Source organism: Streptomyces sp. SudanB182_2057 (genome assembly GCF_964272715.1).
Taxonomy (GTDB): domain Bacteria; phylum Actinomycetota; class Actinomycetes; order Streptomycetales; family Streptomycetaceae; genus Streptomyces; species Streptomyces rubradiris.
Window position 1 is genome coordinate 7,249,351 of sequence record NZ_OZ186798.1, and the last position, 16,755, is coordinate 7,266,105.

At 73.9% G+C, this 16,755-nt stretch carries 17 protein-coding genes; 8 read left to right on the forward strand and 9 right to left on the reverse strand.

From position 1 onward, the window contains the following. The first annotated feature begins 84 nt into the window (after nucleotides 1-84). The gene (locus ACSURM_RS32300; RefSeq protein ID WP_436959289.1) at nucleotides 85-630 is read left to right on the forward strand and encodes a hypothetical protein; all 546 of its coding nucleotides are present in this window, start codon (nucleotides 85-87) and stop codon (nucleotides 628-630) included. 79 nt (nucleotides 631-709) lie between these two features. Here the strand turns inward: ACSURM_RS32300 and ACSURM_RS32305 are convergent, their stop codons facing one another. After that, a complete protein-coding gene (locus ACSURM_RS32305; RefSeq protein ID WP_436959290.1) occupies nucleotides 710-1,621 on the reverse strand; it encodes a COX15/CtaA family protein in 912 nt (303 codons plus the stop codon). Between the two features lie 180 nt (nucleotides 1,622-1,801). Then, nucleotides 1,802-2,533: a restriction endonuclease gene (locus ACSURM_RS32310; protein ID WP_436959291.1), complete on the reverse strand. Its 732-nt coding sequence runs from the start codon at nucleotides 2,531-2,533 to the stop codon at nucleotides 1,802-1,804. 391 nt (nucleotides 2,534-2,924) lie between these two features. Between ACSURM_RS32310 and ACSURM_RS32315 the strand changes: the two genes are divergently transcribed. The 4 genes from ACSURM_RS32315 (at nucleotide 2,925) to ACSURM_RS32330 (ending at nucleotide 6,189) form a co-directional block, all read left to right on the forward strand. Then, nucleotides 2,925-3,995 carry a Rieske 2Fe-2S domain-containing protein gene (locus tag ACSURM_RS32315; RefSeq protein WP_436959292.1) on the forward strand — a complete coding sequence of 357 codons (1,071 nt, stop codon included), beginning with the start codon at nucleotides 2,925-2,927 and terminating at the stop codon, nucleotides 3,993-3,995. Further along, a complete protein-coding gene (locus ACSURM_RS32320) occupies nucleotides 3,992-4,213 on the forward strand; it encodes a hypothetical protein (RefSeq protein WP_436959293.1) in 222 nt (73 codons plus the stop codon). Before ACSURM_RS32315 ends, ACSURM_RS32320 begins: the two co-directional genes overlap by 4 nt. A gap of 75 nt (nucleotides 4,214-4,288) precedes the next feature. Then, nucleotides 4,289-5,257: a PDR/VanB family oxidoreductase gene (locus ACSURM_RS32325; RefSeq protein ID WP_436959294.1), complete on the forward strand. Its 969-nt coding sequence runs from the start codon at nucleotides 4,289-4,291 to the stop codon at nucleotides 5,255-5,257. A 155-nt stretch (nucleotides 5,258-5,412) separates the two neighbouring features. Beyond that, nucleotides 5,413-6,189, forward strand: a complete 777-nt coding sequence (locus ACSURM_RS32330; RefSeq protein WP_436959295.1) for an IclR family transcriptional regulator — start codon at nucleotides 5,413-5,415, stop codon at nucleotides 6,187-6,189. Between the two features lie 123 nt (nucleotides 6,190-6,312). On the opposite strand, the gene ACSURM_RS32335 is transcribed toward ACSURM_RS32330, so the two are convergent. Further along, on the reverse strand, nucleotides 6,313-6,999 hold the full coding sequence (locus ACSURM_RS32335; RefSeq protein ID WP_436959296.1) for an adenosylcobinamide amidohydrolase: 687 nt from the start codon (nucleotides 6,997-6,999) through the stop codon (nucleotides 6,313-6,315). A gap of 163 nt (nucleotides 7,000-7,162) precedes the next feature. Here ACSURM_RS32335 and ACSURM_RS32340 point away from each other — a divergent pair, with 163 nt between their 5' ends. The 3 genes from ACSURM_RS32340 (at nucleotide 7,163) to ACSURM_RS32350 (ending at nucleotide 10,496) form a co-directional block, all read left to right on the forward strand. Further along, on the forward strand, nucleotides 7,163-8,587 hold the full coding sequence (locus ACSURM_RS32340) for a glutamate decarboxylase (RefSeq protein ID WP_436959297.1): 1,425 nt from the start codon (nucleotides 7,163-7,165) through the stop codon (nucleotides 8,585-8,587). A gap of 68 nt (nucleotides 8,588-8,655) precedes the next feature. Beyond that, nucleotides 8,656-9,525 carry a class II glutamine amidotransferase gene (locus ACSURM_RS32345; RefSeq protein WP_436959298.1) on the forward strand — a complete coding sequence of 290 codons (870 nt, stop codon included), beginning with the start codon at nucleotides 8,656-8,658 and terminating at the stop codon, nucleotides 9,523-9,525. A 62-nt stretch (nucleotides 9,526-9,587) separates the two neighbouring features. Next, nucleotides 9,588-10,496, forward strand: a complete 909-nt coding sequence (locus tag ACSURM_RS32350) for an NAD-dependent protein deacetylase (RefSeq protein ID WP_436959299.1) — start codon at nucleotides 9,588-9,590, stop codon at nucleotides 10,494-10,496. Nucleotides 10,497-10,541: 45 nt separating this feature from the next. On the opposite strand, the gene ACSURM_RS32355 is transcribed toward ACSURM_RS32350, so the two are convergent. The 6 genes from ACSURM_RS32355 to ACSURM_RS32380 all read right to left on the reverse strand — a co-directional run bounded on the left by ACSURM_RS32355 (nucleotide 10,542) and on the right by ACSURM_RS32380 (nucleotide 16,743). Beyond that, on the reverse strand, nucleotides 10,542-10,826 hold the full coding sequence (locus ACSURM_RS32355) for a GlsB/YeaQ/YmgE family stress response membrane protein (protein WP_359048430.1): 285 nt from the start codon (nucleotides 10,824-10,826) through the stop codon (nucleotides 10,542-10,544). A gap of 120 nt (nucleotides 10,827-10,946) precedes the next feature. Then, nucleotides 10,947-11,483, reverse strand: a complete 537-nt coding sequence (locus ACSURM_RS32360; RefSeq protein ID WP_436959300.1) for a hypothetical protein — start codon at nucleotides 11,481-11,483, stop codon at nucleotides 10,947-10,949. A gap of 170 nt (nucleotides 11,484-11,653) precedes the next feature. Continuing rightward, nucleotides 11,654-13,993 (reverse strand): xanthine dehydrogenase family protein molybdopterin-binding subunit, encoded by a 2,340-nt coding sequence (locus ACSURM_RS32365; protein ID WP_436959301.1) that lies wholly within the window; start codon nucleotides 13,991-13,993, stop codon nucleotides 11,654-11,656. Then, nucleotides 13,990-14,994 carry an FAD binding domain-containing protein gene (locus tag ACSURM_RS32370; protein ID WP_436959302.1) on the reverse strand — a complete coding sequence of 335 codons (1,005 nt, stop codon included), beginning with the start codon at nucleotides 14,992-14,994 and terminating at the stop codon, nucleotides 13,990-13,992. The genes ACSURM_RS32365 and ACSURM_RS32370 overlap by 4 nt, the downstream gene beginning before the upstream one ends. Continuing rightward, on the reverse strand, nucleotides 14,987-15,535 hold the full coding sequence (locus ACSURM_RS32375) for a (2Fe-2S)-binding protein (RefSeq protein ID WP_436959303.1): 549 nt from the start codon (nucleotides 15,533-15,535) through the stop codon (nucleotides 14,987-14,989). The genes ACSURM_RS32370 and ACSURM_RS32375 overlap by 8 nt, the downstream gene beginning before the upstream one ends. Next, nucleotides 15,532-16,743, reverse strand: a complete 1,212-nt coding sequence (locus tag ACSURM_RS32380) for a MalY/PatB family protein (RefSeq protein WP_436959304.1) — start codon at nucleotides 16,741-16,743, stop codon at nucleotides 15,532-15,534. Before ACSURM_RS32380 ends, ACSURM_RS32375 begins: the two co-directional genes overlap by 4 nt. Nucleotides 16,744-16,755: the final 12 nt, after the last annotated feature.

A 16,755-nucleotide genomic window follows, 5' to 3' on the forward strand; every position in this document is an offset into this window, starting at 1 on the left:
GCCGAGGTACCCGTGACGGGGAAGACCGACCCGAGGAGGAAACGGTGCCACAGACCGATGCCGACGCACACTAGGAGGCCGCAGATGAACGCTCTCGCCTACTCCGGCGCCGACCGGCGCCGATCCACCGGACGAGGTGCCGACGCGAGGCCGCTCGGCATCTACCTCAACGACCACCTCGCCGGCGCCACCGCCGGTACCGACCGTGCCGCTCGCCTGGCGCGCACCGCCCGCGGTTCCGCGCTCGGTCGCGCGATCGGGCCCGTGGCGGCCGAGATCGCCGAGGACCGGGCCGCGCTGCTGGACATCATGCGGGACCTCGGCGTCCCCGTCCGCCGTTACAAGGTGTGCGCGGGCTGGGCGGCCGAGAAACTGGGACGGCTGAAGCCCAACGGCCACCTGGTGCGTCCCTCCCCTCTCGGCACCGTCCTGGACCTGGAAGCCCTGCGGCTGGGGATCGAGGGGAAAACGGCCTGCTGGCAGGTCCTGTCGCGCCTCGGCACCACCGACGAGCGCCTGGACCCCGCCCGGCTCGCCACCCTGCTCGAACGAGCCCGACGGCAACAGGAGACGATCGAGGAGTGGCGCGTCCGCCAGGCCGAGCGAGCACTGGCCGCGACAGGCGACTGAACCCCTGCCGAAGGCGTCCTGCGCCGTGGCGGAGATCCTCGCACTCCTGACCGCTCCCGGGCGGCGCAGCTCAGTCCTTTCACGTGTCGGCAGCCGCCGTGGGGCGGGCGGGCCGGGGGAAGAGCCGATCGGCGACCGGCACGGCTGTGCGGTGCTGACGCACCGCGAGGGTGACACGGACCGCTCCGGCCCAGACCAGGGCGGATCCGCACAGATGCAGGATGACCGCCACCGAGGGCAAGGAGGCCAGCGACTGGAACACCCCGACAGCCCCCTGCGCCACGAAGACCGCCAGGAACACGCCGGTACGCCCACGGGCCGGGGAACCGCCGGGCAGAGCGGCGAACAGCAGGCCGCCCACGACGAGGCACCCGGCGGCGAGCACACCGTGCACGACGGTGACGCCCGCCCAGTCGAACGGCATCCGGTCCACGTCGGAGGAGTCGCCGGCGTGCGGCCCGGAACCGGTGACCGCGGTGCCCGCGACGAGCAGTACGGCTGTCCCCGCCAGCAGGAGCCGGCTCAAGGCGACGGCACGCCGCGACGGAACCGCGGGCGCGGGCACGTCGTGATCCAGCCGCCGCACGCGTACCCAGGTGACGGTCGCCGTGGCCAGCAACAGCGCGGCGGCGAGGAAGTGGGCGGCGACGATGTACGGGCTGAGCCGCAGCCACACCGTGACACCGCCGACGACGGCGTTGAGGACGACGACCCAGAACTGGGCCCAGGCCCCGCGCAGTACCGGGCGCGAGGGGTCACGTTGCAGCCGTGCGGCGACGATGAGCCAGCCGACCACCGCGCACAGCGCACCGGTCAGCAGCCTGTTGCCGAACTCGATGGCACCGTGCACTCCCATCTCGGCCGTGGGTGCCAGGCTCTGGCCGGTGCACGAGGGCCACTCCGGGCAGCCGAGCCCCGACCCCGTGACCCGTACGACACCACCGGTGACGATGATCAACACGGCTGCCACCACGGACGTCACCGCGGCCATGCGCAGACTGCGCGGCCCCCAAGTCCAGCGATGGGCTAACCAGGACAGCGGTGACCGCACGATGACTCCTTGCCGACGATGTGCCGTATCCCCCTCGGCCACCCTAGCCGGGCCCCTGAGAGGGCGGGTCCGGTGGTATGGGGTGCGCCATGGGGGAACGGGCAGGCAGCGCGCCGCAGTTCAGGAGCGGGCCGTCGGCTTGCGAGGTGGTGGGACGGTGCGCAGGAGTTCCCACAGGGGGCGGGAGCCGGATGCCCAGAGGCCGAGGGCGCGGCGGTCGACCACGTGGAGGCGCTGCCGGCCGGCGAAGTCGACGGCGGGGGCGGTGACGCGTCCGTTGGTGACGATGACCGCGACGTCGGCGCCGTGGACCTGGCGGGCCGTGCCGTTGAGGATCTGGAGGTCCGGTGTGCCCACGGCGGAGCCGGCGAGGCCGTCGCGGCGGTGTTTGCACTGGATGACCCAGCGCCTGCCGTAGGGGTCCGTGGCCTTGACGTCGGCGCCCAGGTCGCCGGAGCCTCCGACGCGGACCGCGTCCTGGCAGCCGTCGCGACGCATCAAGTCGCGTACCGCGTACTCGAACTTCGTGTGGTGCAGGGCGTCCAGCTGGGCGAGCCCGTAGCGCAGGCCCTGTGCGCGGACCGCTTCCCACCGCGCCCTCTGCCGCCTGGTGTACAGCCAGCCACCGCCGGCCGCTCCGGCGAGCCCGCCGGCGACGGCCAGGATCCACCAGTGGACGAGCAGCCAGTTGACGACGGTCACCAGCAGGGCGGCGGCGAAGACGACGGCCGCCAGGAAGCCGATCAGCCGGTCCTCGGCGCGCTGCCGTCCCCGGCCCCGCCTGCGGGAACGCCGCCGGGCCGACGGGCGCCCGGCCTTCGCCGCCCGGACTTTGCGGGTGCGCGGACTCACCGGCCGGCCCGCGGGACGCCGTTCGCGAGCGGCACCGCCACGTCGATGGTCAGCAACCGTCCAGACCTCCCCACCGCCCGGCCACCCTTACGGCGAGACGGCGGAAACGCCGCCTCAGCGTTCTTGTGTAGCGGCGCCCGCATGACGTCGGCGGCCTGTTGCCGACGAATGGCACGAAGCCATCGGATCTGGCCGAATACCGTGCATCGGATCGGTCGGGGACGCGTCGCCGTTCAGTACGGGACGGGACGAGGGTCTTCCGGTCAGCGGAAGGCGCCCTGTGCGCGGGCCCGTGTCCGCAGCACTCTGGAGAACCCACGGCGCCCGCTCCGGCCTCCCGGGCAAGGGGGCAGTGGCGTCCGAAGTCCGTGAATCCCCGAAGGAGATGGCGATGACGACGACGTCATTCGCGCGCGACCAGTGGTATGTGGCCGCCTACGGCAGCGAGATCGGGAGGGAGTTGTTCACCCGAACCGTCTGCGGCGAGCCGATCCTCTTCTGGCGTACGGAGGCAGGCGAGGTCACCGCCATGGCCGAGCGCTGCGTGCACCGCCGTTTCCCGCTCTCCGAGAAGCCGAGCCGGCTGGACGGGGACACGGTCGTCTGCGGATACCACGGCTTCACCTACGGAGCCGACGGCGTGTGCGTGCGGGTGCCCGGCCAGAAGCGTGTGCCGCGCACCGCCCGGCTCGCGTCCTACCCCGTCAAGGAGCAGGACTCCTTCGTGTGGGTGTGGATCGGGGACAGGGACAAGGCCGACGAGGCCCTCATCCCCCGCGCCCCCTGGCTGGACTCGCCCGCCTACACCACCATCAGCGGCATGGAACCGCTGGCGGCCCGTTACGGCCTCCTCGTGGACAACCTGCTGGACCTGTCCCACGAGACGTACCTGCACGGCGGCTACATCGGCACCCCCGAGGTCGCCGAGACCCCCATCACCACCGAGGTGGACGAGAAGGCCGGCGTCGTCCGCGTCAGCCGCCACATGGACGACGCGGACTGCCCGCCGTTCTACGCCAGGTCCACCGGCATCACCGGCCGTATCACGCGCTGGCAGGACATCGAGTACCACGCGCCCTGCTTGTACCTGCTGCACTCGCGCATCGCCCCCGTCGGTACACCGGACCCCGGCGCGGACGGCGGCGACCCGGGCGCCTTCCACGTCGAGGTCGTCTACGCCATCACGCCCGAAACCGAGACCACCACCCACGACTTCTGGGCCGTGGCCCGCGACTTCGCCCTGGACGACCAGGCGGTCACCGACTTCCTGTACGAGAACAACCGCACCGTCGTCCTCCAGGACGTCGTCGCCCTGAACAGGCTGGAGCAGGTCATCGCCGCCGAGCCGGCCGGGACGCAGGAGCTCAGCATCAACATCGACACCGGTGGCCTGGCCGCCCGCCGCGTCCTCGAGCGGCTCGTCCAGGCGGGGGCGACCGGGCCCGCGGCGGCCGTCCGATGAGCCCGCGGCCCACGGCCGTGCTCGACGGGGACACGGTGTACCGGATCGTGTGGATTCCCGGCACGGACCGGCTCGGCGGCCGGTGCTGGTGCGGCGGGTCCCGGGAGTCCGAGGACCCGGTGGAGCTGTGGGAGTGGCTGCTCGCCCACCCCGCCGGGCACCCGGGACCGGGGCCCGCCCCCGCCGCGCCGGCTCCGGGCCACCTCGTCGGCGCCTGACCCCGCGTACTCCTCCATGTGCATGTGCTGCCGCTCATGCGGGAGTTCACGCACGTGCGTACTCAAGGAACCCTGATGACCGGAAACACCAGCGCATCCGAGGCCGGACTCGACCTCGTCGTGGTCCGCCGCACGGACGAGGCCGACGGTGTGGTCTCGCTCGACCTGCGGCGGGCCGACGGCGCCCCGCTGCCCGCCTGGACGCCCGGCGCGCACATCGACCTCGTGCTCGCCCCGGATCTCGTACGGCAGTACTCGCTGTGCTCCTCGCCCCAGGACGCCCGCGTGTGGCGTGTCGCCGTCCTGCGGGAGAAGGGAGGCCGCGGCGGTTCCCTGCACGTGCACGACGAGTTGTCCGAGGGCGATCCGGTCCGGGCGCGCGGCCCGCGCAACCACTTCCCCCTGGAGGACGCCGAGAAGTACCTCTTCATCGCGGGCGGCATCGGCATCACCCCGATCGTCCCGATGCTGGAGCGGGCCGAACAGCGGGACCGCGTCTGGGAGTTGGTCTACGGAGGGCGGACGCTCGCGTCGATGGCCTTCCATGACGCGCTTGTCACGCGGTACGGGGAGCGGGTGCGGGTCCGGCCGGAGGACGCGTACGGGCTCCTCGACCTCGACGCGCTCCTGGGGGCACCGCGCCCCGGTACGCTCGTCTACTGCTGCGGACCGGAGACGCTGCTCGAGGCCGTCGAGGAGCGGTGCGCGCACTGGCCGGCCGGCGCCCTCCATGTCGAGCGGTTCACACCGAGGGAGCCTCAGGCGCCGGTGAGGGGCGGGGTGTTCGAGGTCGAGCTGGCGCGGAGCGGCATCACCGTGACCGTCCCGCCGGACAAGTCCGTGCTGCGGGCGGTCGAGGAGGCAGGGGCGCAGGTCCTCTCCTCCTGCCGTGAGGGCACGTGCGGCACCTGCGAGACGACCGTGCTCGACGGCACGGTCGACCACCGCGACTCCCTCCTCACCCCCGCCGAACGGGAGGCGCACGACACGATGATGATCTGCGTCTCCCGGGCGGCGTGCCCGAGGCTGGTCCTGGATCTCTGACGGCAGGCGGGGAACCGGGATCTCTGACGGCAGGAGGGGAACCGTCCCGAATACTCGCCGGCGCATTGACGGCCGTCAAAAGGCTGCCTAGCTTTTCGGTGACGACGAGCCCGAGTCCGCTGTGGAGCGGCGCGCACCCGCACGAGGAGGTCCGCATGCCGCGTCGAGCCCCCACCGACGGCTGTTCGGTGACGGCCAGGGCTCTGCGGGTGCTGGAGGCATTCGCCCCCGACCGGCCCGTCCTGCGGCTCGCCGAGATCTCCCGCCACACCGGCCTGCCCCTCACCACCACCCACCGGCTGGTGGGGGAACTGGCCGGCTGGGGTGCGCTGGAACGCGAGGCGGACGGCGGTTACCGCATCGGGCTGCGGCTGTGGGAGATCGCCTCGCTCGCCCCGCGGGGCCTGGGACTGCGCGAGGCCGCCCTGCCGTACCTCTCCGACCTCGCGCACATCACCCGCGAGAACGTGCAGCTCGCCGTCCGCGAGGAGCTGTCCGTCGTCTACGTGGAGCGTCTCGCCGGCCGGGACGCGGTCCGGGTCCTCACCCGCGTCGGCGGACGATTCGACCTCGCGCCGACCGGCGTCGGCCTGGTCCTGCTCGCCCATGCGCCCCGGGAGGTGCAGGAACGGGTGCTCTCCCAGCCGTTCGTACGGCACACGGAGAAGACCCTGTGCGCCCCGGACGACGTGCGCCGCGCTCTCGCCGAGGTGCGCCGTACCGGGGTCGCCATCAGCGACCGGCAGGTGACGATGGACGCCGTGTCGGTCGCCGCCCCCGTGTGCGGGCCGGACCGTACCGCCGTCGCGGCCGTCTCGGTCGTCGCCCACGCCGACGCCGTGAACCCGCACGCCCTCGCTCCGCTCGTCCAGGTCGCGGCGCGCGGGATCTCCCGGACCCTCGGGGCGCGGCTCGGGTCCCCGGTCGTCTGACGGACGCGGTGGGGTCGTCGGCGCCCCTCCGCATGACGCGGACGAGCGGCCTGCCGGTCGGTCTCCGGCACCAGGCGATCGACCCGATGCGCCCGGCAGGGGCGCGCGTTCAGGATCCCGACGTCATGGAAGACCGGCCCGGGCGGCGGTGCCCACGGCCTCGTGGACGGCGCGGGCCAGCCGTGCGCCCCACAGCGAGCGCGGGCCGGCGAACGCATGGACCTCGGTGTCGGCGCGCGGGGACCGGGCGGCCACGCACACGGCGTCCGTGGGGGTGCCGGAGCAGTCGTAGCCGGCCGCCAGCAGCGCCTGCACCTTGGCCTCGGTGGCGGTCGCCACGGCGTTGACCAGTGCCGCGTCGGTCAGCGCCACCGGTAGCGCGACGAGGATGTTGACCGTGCCGGGCCGTGCCGCCGCGGCCGTGCCCTCGGCGGGGGAGGCGGCCCAGCCGCGTACCCCGAGTCCGGCGGTGGCGACCGCTTCCGCACCGCCGTCGGACGCGCGGCCGTACGCCCGGACGTCGGCGGCGGTCATCAGCCCGACCCCCGGCCCGTGGGCGCCCGCGGCGCGGGCCAGCTCGGCGAGGTGGCGCTCCGGGTCGGTGCGCCGGTAGCCGTGGGACACCTGGGCGTTGAGCACCCAGGAGCGTTCCCCGATCCCTCCGCCGAGCACGGCGCTGCTGATCATCCGCCAGCCCGCGCCCGCCCGCCACACCAGGCTGTGCAGCCGCTCGTCGTCCTCGGCGCGGGTGTGCTGCCGCACGTGCAGCAGCCCGGTCGCGGGGCGGGGCGGCGGAATGACGGCGGACATCGGGCGGAGACTCCTTGCGGCGCGGGGACCGGTTGATCGTACGCCGCGCAGTCCGGGGCGGGACCGGCCCCTGAGCTCTGTCCCCTTTGTTCAGGTTTGCCGGGTTCTGGTGGGGAACCCCGGACAGTGCCCCGCCGGGCGGGGCAGGAAGGACCGAGCGCTTATGACGGTGCGGCGTGACAACCGCGGCGAGAGCCGGGACCTGGAGATCAATCCGATTTTCAGCCGGGAGCCCGTCCGTGTGCCCCGGTACGCGATGCCGGACCACGGGATGGAACCGGACACCGCCTACCAGGTGGTCCACGACGAGCTGATGCTCGACGGCAACGCCCGGCAGAACCTCGCGACGTTCGTGTCCACCTGGGCCGAGCCACAGGCCCGGCTCCTGATGGCGGAGTGCGCCGAGAAGAACATGATCGACAAGGACGAGTATCCGCAGACCGCGGAACTCGAGAACCGGTGCGTCCACATGCTGGCCCGGCTCTGGCACGCCGAGGACCCGCGCCGTGCGACGGGCTGCTCCACCACCGGTTCGAGCGAGGCGGCGATGCTGGGCGGGCTGGCACTCAAACGGCGCTGGCAGCACAAGCGGCGCGCCGAAGGCAGGCCCGCCGGCCGGCCCAACCTCGTGATGGGCATCAACGTGCAGATCTGCTGGGAGAAGTTCGCCGACTACTTCGAGGTCGAACCGCGCTACGTCCCGATGGAGGGCGACCGCTACCACCTCACGCCGGACCGGGCGGTCGAGCTGTGCGACGAGAACACCATCGGTGTCGTCGCCGTGCTCGGCTCCACCTTCGACGGCAGCTACGAACCCGTCTCCGGCATCGCCGCGGCCCTGGACGACCTGGAAGGCCGTACCGGACTCGACATCCCCGTCCACGTCGACGGCGCGTCCGGAGGGATGATCGCGCCCTTCCTCGACCCGGACCTCACCTGGGACTTCCGGCTGCCCCGGGTCGCCTCCATCAACACCTCCGGCCACAAGTACGGCCTGGTGATGCCCGGCGTCGGCTGGGCGCTGTGGCGCGACAGGGACGCCCTCCCCGACGACCTCGTCTTCCACGTCAACTACCTCGGCGGCGACATGCCGACCTTCGCGCTCAACTTCTCCCGGCCCGGCGCCCAGGTCGTCGCCCAGTACTACAACTTCCTGCGCCTCGGCTTCGACGGCTACCGGCGGGTCCAGCGGACCTGCCGCGACGTCGCCACCCGGCTGGCCGCCGAGATCGCCGCGCTGGGCCCGTTCGAGCTGATCACCGACGGCGGCGAACTCCCCGTCTTCGCCTTCCGCGTGCGTGACGGAACCGACACCTTCAGCGTCTTCGACGTCTCCGCCGCGCTGCGCGAACGCGGCTGGCTGGTGCCCGCCTACACCTTCCCCGAGCACCGCACCGACCTGGCCGTCCTGCGCGTCGTGGTCCGCAACGGCTTCAGCCACGACCTGGCCGACCTGCTCCTGGAGGACCTGCGCCGCGCCCTGCCCCGCCTGCGCGAGCAGCGCGAGCCGCACCGCGACGCCGACGACGCGGGCGGCTTCGCGCACGGCGCGGAGACCAAGAACCCGCGGCGCCCGGGCCGCCACTGACCACGCACCACCGCCGGACCCCCCGTCGGCGCGCGCGGACGGGGGTCCGGCGAGCGAGGAGGACGACCATGTGCCGCCTGTTCGGCCTCAGCAGTGCGCCACGACGCACCCACGCCACGTTCTGGCTGCTGGACGCCCCCGACAGCCTCAGCCGGCAGAGCCGCCACGACCCCGACGGAACCGGCCTCGGCTACTTCGCGGCGGACGGCACCCCACACGTCGACAAGGCGCCGATCGCCGCCTACGAGGACCGGGCCTTCGCCGAGGAGGCCCGCCGGGTGGAGTCGGCCACCTTCGTCGCCCACGTGCGCTACGCCTCCACCGGCGGCCTGGACGCCCGCAACACCCACCCGTTCGCCCAGGACGGACGGCTGTTCGCGCACAACGGGGTCATCGAGGGGCTCGACCGGCTCGACGACCACCTGGGCGAGGACCGCTCACTGGTCGGGGGCGACACGGACTCCGAGCGCTTCTTCGCCCTGATCACCCGGGAGACCAGGGACAACGGCGGCGACCTCGACGCCGGCATCCGGCACGCCGCCCGGTGGATCGCCCGGCATCTGCCCGTCTACGCGCTCAACCTCGTCCTCGTCACCCCCGGCGGTCTGTGGGCCCTGCGCTACCCCGGTACCCACGAGCTGTACGTCCTGGAGCGCCCGGCGGGCGGACAGCACGGCGCCCGGCACCTGGACCACAGCGGCAGCCACGGCCGTATGCGCGTCCGCTCCGGGACCCTGGCCGATCACCCGGCCGTGATCATCGCCAGCGAACGCATGGACGACCACCCCGGCTGGCGGCTGATGGAACCGGGCGAGCTGCTGCACGCCGGAACCGGCCCGCACACCGCCCGCGAGGTGATCCTGCCGGAGCCCCCGGCGCATCCGCTGACCCTCGCCGATCTGCGTCCCGACGCCGCGGCCTCCCAGCAGGCGCCGTGACCCGGCGCCCGGCGGCACCCGGCGGCCGGAACCAGGGCGGCGCCGTTCCGTACGCTGGCCGTATGCGTATGCGCCCCACTCTGAACTGGACGCCCGAGGACCCGCTGCCGGGCGGCACGGACCTGGAACCGGTCGTGGAGGCGCTGAGCTCCGGCGGTGTGCTGGTGCTCAGCGGCGCGGGCATCTCCACGGAGTCGGGCATCCCCGACTACCGGGGCGAGGGCGGCAGCCTGAGCCGGCACACCCCGATGACCTACCAGGAATTCACCGCGAGCGCGCGGGCCCGGCGCCGGTACTGGGCGCGCAGTCACCTCGGGTGGCGGACCTTCGGGCGCGCCCGGCCGAACGCCGGGCACCGGGCCGTGGCCGCGTTCGGGCGGCACGGTCTGCTCTCGGGGGTGATCACCCAGAACGTCGACGGCCTGCACCAGGCCGCCGGCAGCGAGGACGTGGTGGAACTCCACGGCAGTCTGGACCGGGTCGTTTGTCTGTCCTGCGGCGCCCGCAGCGCGCGCCGGGAGCTCGCCCGGCGGCTGGAAGAGGCCAACGCGGGCTTCGCACCGGTGGCCGCCGGCATCAACCCGGACGGCGACGCCGATCTCACCGACGAACAGGTCGGGGACTTCCGGGTGCTGCCCTGCGCGCTCTGCGGCGGCGTCCTCAAGCCGGACGTGGTGTTCTTCGGCGAAGCGGTGCCGCCGGGGCGGGTCGAGCACTGCCGCGAGCTGGTCCGTGAGGCGGCCTCGGTGCTGGTCCTGGGCTCCTCGCTGACGGTGATGTCCGGGCTCCGGTTCGTCCGCCAGGCGGCCCAGGAGGGGAAGCCGGTACTGATCGTGAACAGGGACCCGACCCGTGGCGACCGGCACGCGGTCACCCGGGTCGGGCTCCCTCTGGGAACGTCTCTATCGACCGTGGCCGGTCGGCTGGGCCTTCCGGCAGCCGACGGGCGGCCGGCCTGCGCCGGGCCGTGACGCGGCCGGCGCGTCCCGGTCCGGCCCGCGGCCGGCACCGGCGGGTCAGGCGTGACGGTGCGAGTGGGAGTGCCGGCTGCCGGTGAAGAGGCGGTAGAGGGCGAGCAGGATGAGGGAGCCGACGATGGCGGCGATCCAGGTGGAGAGCTCGAAGAACCCGTCGACGGAGTCGACGCCGAACACCACCTTCCCGAGCCAGCCACCGAGCAGACCGCCGGCCACACCGATGAGCATGGTGACGATGATGCCGCCGGGGTCCTTGCCCGGCATGAGAGCCTTGGCGATGGCGCCGGCGAGCAGGCCCAGGATGATCCACGCGAGGATGCCCATAGTGGCCTCCGTTTCGTTCGTCGGGTAAAGCTTGTTAGCTCATCGTGTGTACCGTCTGCGCTCGCACAAACGTCCCTTTTTGAACGCGCCTCGCCCGACCGGTGACGATGCCCGGATGTCTCAGGCGCCTTCCGCGGTGGACAGCGCGTTGCTGATGAGGCGGGTGGCGAACTCGCGGTCGTCGGTGAGGCGGTTGATGTGCTCGGCGAGCAGGAACGCGGTGGCCTCCAGGGGGTTCATCTCCTCCTTCGTCCACTTGCCGTACTGCTTGCGCCACAGGCTGGGGCTCAGACCCATGCCCGCCGAGACGACCAGGCCGGCCATGGTGGGGATGGCCTCCGGGCGGATGCTCTTGGGCATCATGCGCATCGAGGCCACCAGGCTCGGCACCACGTACTCCATGACGTCCTTGTCGTGGTCCTCGTACGCCATCCGCAGCCAGGTCATGAACATGTAGATGATCGTGCAGGCGCCGTCCAGCAGGTCGTGCGCCCCCTTCGGGCCCAGGGACGCGGTGAACTGCTCGATCAACTGCCGCTGTTCGGGGTCGATCTCGGTCCCGCCGTCGTAGATGGACTTGAGCCGGGAGTCGATCACCATGAGCGCTCCGCTCACGTCACCGGCGGGGGCGTACTTGGGGTCGCAGACCGATGTCAAAGGGTTCCTCCTTATGCGGCCGCGGCACACAGCGCGGCATGTGCGTAACGTAGACGTACGATCACCGAGCGTCCGGAGAATGCCGGGGGAGGACCCGATGGAGGGGCCGCGGGGCCGGCCCGCCTCACCCGTTCGGGTGGCGGCACGGTTCGTTCGGGCCGCGACACGGCTCACAGCAGGTCTTCCCGGCGTATCGGCAGCCTCCGCAGGCGCCGACCCGTGGCGTGGTGGACCGCGTTGCCGATGGCCGCGGCCACGCCGACGAAGGCGACCTCGCCCAGCCCCTTGACGCCCGGCGCGTTCAGCCGGAAGTCGGGCTCGTCGACGAACTCGACGTCGACACGGCCGATGTCGGCGTTGACCGGGACGAGGTACTCGGCGAGATCGGTGTGGACGAAGCCGCCGAAGACGGGGTCCGGCTCGTTGCCCTCCCGCAGCGCCGCGCCGACCCCCCACACCACGCCCCCGCGCACCTGCCCCGCCGCGGTCACCGGACTGGCCACCCGGCCGCAGTCCACGACGCTCACCACCCGGGGCACCCGGATCCGCCCGGTGCCCTCGGTCACCCGGACCTCGGCGAAGTGGGCGGCGAAGCTGAAGGCCGAGAACTCCGGATACCCCGGTCCGGCCGGCGCCGACGCCCCGGCGCGCAGCCGGTCGCCGGCCTCCGCCGACTGCCCCGGCCCCCGGGTGAACGCCTCGGCCTCCACCGCCGGGCGGCCCGTCGCCGCGACCGCCGCCGTCAGGTCCAACGGCCCCTGGTCCGGCACCCCGAGGCGGGCGCGCAGGGCGCGCAGGGCGGCGTGCACCGCCGTCAGCGCGGAGGCGGTGCCCCAGGAACCGGCGGTCAGGTGCTGCGGGACCCCGCGGGTGTCGCCGAGCACGGTCCGTACCCGGTCCGCCGGCAGGCCCAGGTCGGCGGCCACGGCGCGGGTCACCGCCGTGCGCAGCCCCTGCCCCATCTCGTGGCCCGTGACGTCGACCGTGAGATGACCGCTCGCGTGCGCCGTCAGACGGGCGACGGCCGGTGTCATCGAGGCCCGGTACGCGCCGGCGGCGACCCCCCAGCCGACGAGGGACCCGTCGGCGGCCCGCGTCGACCCCGGCCGCAGGGAGCGGGCCGCCCAGCCGAACCGCGCCGCGCCGCGCCGCAGGCACTCGGCGAGATGACGGGAGGAGAAGGGCAGCCCCGTCACGGGATCCGTCGCCGTGTCGTTCGCCAGGCGCAGTTCCACCGGGTCGCGGCCGGTGGCGTGGGCGACCTCGTCCACGGCCGTCTCCAGCGCGAACACCGCGACATGCTCGAAGGGGGCGCGCATGAACCCGGGTGTCTGCACGTCCGTCCGCGTCAGCCACTGCGCCCCGTGGAAGTGCCGGACCCCGTACAGGCGCGAGGTGACCGTGAGGAAGTCCGCGGGGAACAGGTCGTGCCGGGAGGTCTGCTGGCGGGCCTCGTGGACCACGGCCGTCAGCCGCCCCGAGCGGTCGGCGCCCACCTTGAGCCGGTGCCGGCTCGCCGGGCGGAAGGTGGTCGCGTGGAACGTCTGCGACCGGGGCATGACGAACCGCACCGGCCGGCCCAGGCGGCGGGCGGCCACCGCCAGCGGCGCCAGGTGCGACTGGAGCCAGGTCTTCTGGCCGAAACTTCCCCCCACCTGGTGGGAGACGACGTCGATCCGGGACGGCTCGATGCCCAGTTGACGGGCCAGACCGTGCCGTACGGCGCCGGTGTTCTGGGTGCTCTCGTGCACCACCAGGCGGTCGCCGTGCCACTCGACCACGGTGGCCGGCAACTCCATCGGCACGTGGTGCTGCGGCGCGAAGTCGAACACCGCGTCGACCCGGACCGGGCTGCGGGCGAAGACCTCCTCCGCGTCCCCCGTCGAGACGTCCGCGAACCGGGGCTCCGGAAGCACCTCGGCCTGTGCCACCGTCTCCGCGCCCACGGCGTCGAGGGTGACCGCCACGGGCTGTGCCGCGTACACGGCGCGGACCAGTCCGGCGGCCTCCTCGGCGGCGACCGGGGTGTCCGCCACCACGAGGGCGAGGGGCTGGCCGCGGTAGGCCACCCGGTCGTCCAGGAGGGGCTGGAGGCTCTGGAAGCCGTACCCGGAGCCGGCGGCCGGGTGGCCGGGAGGGCGCACCGCCCCGCCGTCCAGCCGGGTCAGCACCAGCCGTACGCCGGGCACGGCGCGGGCGGCCCGGGTGTCGATCTCGACGACCCGGCCCCGGCCGGCCGTCGCGGTGGACAGCGCGGCGTGCAGCAGGCCGGGCCGGGTGAGGTCGCCGGTGTAACGGGTCCGCCCGGTCACCTTGTCGTACGCGTCGACGCGCCCCGCGACCACCGACGGGCCGGTCACCGGGTCCGCCGGTCGCGGATGGGGGTCGGCCACCGGGCTCGCCGGCTCCACCGGCTCCGTCGGTCGCGGGCAGCGGTCGGTCGCCGGGTCCGCCGGTCGGGGGTCGCGGTCGGTCACCGGGTCCTTCGGGTGGGCGGGGTGGTCGGTCACCGGGGCCACCGTTCGTGGGCGACGCGCAGGGCCTCGGCGACGGTGCGGGCGCCCAGGGCCGTCTTGAAGCCGTTGTCCGCACCGGGGCGTGCCCCGGTCAGCGCGATCTCGCCCGCGCGCCGGGCCGCCTCACCGGTCAGGGCGCCGCCGAGCAGCGCGCGTTCGGCGGCCGGTACCCGCCAGGGCCGCGTGGCGAGTCCGCCGAGCGCGATCCGGCAGTCCACGACGGTGCCGTGACGGTCCAGCTCCACGGCGACCGCGGCGGAGGCGAGCGCGAAGGCGAACGACTCGCGGTCCCCGGCCTTGTGATAGACCGAGCCGCGCCCGGCCGCGGTGACGGGGACGCGGATCCGGACGATCAGTTCGCCGTCCGCCAGCGTGTGCTCGTACTGGGGAGTGTCCGCCGGTGCCCGGTGCAGGGCGGCCAGCGCGATGGTCCGTGCCCCGGCGGGGCCCACCAGGTCCAGCCGGGCGTCGAAGGCGAGCAGCGCGACCGCCCAGTCACCGGGGTAGGCGGCGGTGCAGGACGCGCTCGTGCCCAGGACCGCCTGGTCCCGGTCCGGTCCGCGCCGGGCGGCGCATCCGCTGCCCGGCGCGCGTTTGTGGCACGGGTACGGCGGGCCGGCGCGGAAGTACGGGCAGCGGGTGCGTTGCAGCAGGTTGCCGCCGACGGTCGCCATGTTGCGCAGCTGCGGGGAGGCCGCCTTGGCCAGGGACTCGGCCAGGGCCGGGTAGTCCCGCAGCAGCACCGGGTCCGCCGCCACGTCGGCCATCCGGGCCCCGGCGCCGAACACCAGCTCCTCCGGGCCCGAGGTGTCGAACCCCGCCAGCTCCGGCAGCCGGCGGATGTCGACCAGCGCGCGGGGCGTCTCGACGCCCAGCCTCATCAGGTCGTACAGGGTGGTGCCGCCGGCCAGGACCCGCGTCCCGGGGCCGCCCCGGGCCAGTGCCTCGACGGCGTCCGCGAGGGTGGCGGGGGCCGTGTACGCGAACTCACGCATCCGGCCGTCCCCCGGGGCGGGCGGCGGCCGGACCGGCCGCCTGGCGGACCGCGGCCACGATCTGCGGGTAGGCCCCGCACCTGCACAGATTGCCGCTCATGTACTCCCGGATCTCCTCGTCGTCACCGGCGTGCCCCTCGGCCAGGCAGGCGACCGCCGACATGATCTGCCCCGGCGTGCAGTAGCCGCACTGGAGGGCGTCCTGGTCGAGGAACGCCCGCTGCACCGCGTGCGGGGTGCCGTCGGGTGCCGCCAGGCCCTCGATCGTGGTCACCTCGGCGCCCCGGGCCTGTACCGCCGGCATCAGGCAGGGAAGGATCCGCCGGCCGTCGAGGAGAACCGTGCAGGCGCCGCACTGCCCGTGGTCACAGCCCCTCTTGGCCCCGGTCAGACCGAGCCGGTCGCGCAGCACGTCCAGCAGCGACTCGCGCGGATCCACGACGCACCGGGCCGGTACCGCGTTCACCGTGAGGGCGACACCGACGCCCGGCGCGGTCGGGCCCGCCACCGGCACGTCCCGTTCCTCGGCCGGGGGCGTCATGGCGCCAGCGCCTCGACCACGGCGGCGGTGAGGCGTTCGAGGATCCGGCGCGACGTGGCGAAGTTCAGGCGTACGAACCCCCGGCCGGCCGCACCGAAGAACGCCCCGTCGCTCAGGCAGACGCGGGCCTCGCGCAGCAGGAAGCCGGCCGGGTCGTCCAGGCCGGTGAAGGAGCAGTCCAGCCACGCCAGATAGGTCGCCTCCGGCATCGAGTAGCGCGCCTGCGGGAGCCGTTCGCCCAGCACCCGTGCCAGGAAGCGACGGTTGCCGTCCAGATAGCGCACCGCCTCCCGGCGCCAGGGGTCGCCCGCGCGGTAGGCGGCGATGTTCGCCGCGATGCCCAGGGTGCTGGCCCCGTGCCGGGAGTGGAACGGCAGGGCCCGCCACCGCCGGACGTCGCGGTCGCTGGTCAGCACGGCCTGCGCGCACTTCAGCCCGGCTATGTTCCAGCCCTTGGCGGCGGACACCAGGGTCAGGGTGTGGTCGGCGGCCTCCGGCGAGACGGAGGCGTACGGGATGTGGGGGTGCCCGGGGTAGGTGAGCGGGGCGTGGATCTCGTCGGCGACGACCCGCGCGCCGTGCGCGGCCACGCAGCGGCCGAGCGCGCGGAGTTCGGGCCGGGTGAACACCCTGCCCAGCGGGTTGTGCGGATTGCACAGCAGCACGGTTCCCGCGCCGCCGGCCAGCGCGGCGCCGATGGCGTCGAGGTCCAGGACGCGCCGTGCGCCGTCCGGGACGAGGGGCACCTCGACGGCACGCCGGCCCAGCGCCGACACGACCTCCAGGAACGGCGGATAGGCGGGGGTGGGGACGACCACGGTGCTGTCCGGACGGCTGTACGCGCTGATGCCGAGGCCGACCCCCGTCAGCACGTCGGGGATCAGGAAGATCCGCTCGGCCGGCACCGTCCAGCCGCTGGTCCGGGCCAGCCAGTCGGCGCAGGCGGACGGCAGCCCGGTGCGGATGTCACGCAGCGGATAGCCGGTCTCGCCGCGCTCCATCGCCTCGTGCACGGCCTCGCGCACGGCGGGGGCCACGGGGAAGTCCATCTCCGCGACCCAGGCGCCCAGCACCTCCCCGCCGTGCCGGCCCCACTTGAGCGTCCGGCGCGCCAGCAGCGCCTCGATAGTGATGTCGTCGAATCCGGGCGCCACGGGGTGGTCCGCCGCCGCGGCGAGCCGTGTGCCGTCCGGTGCCTCCGCTTCCACAGGGCCTCCGCG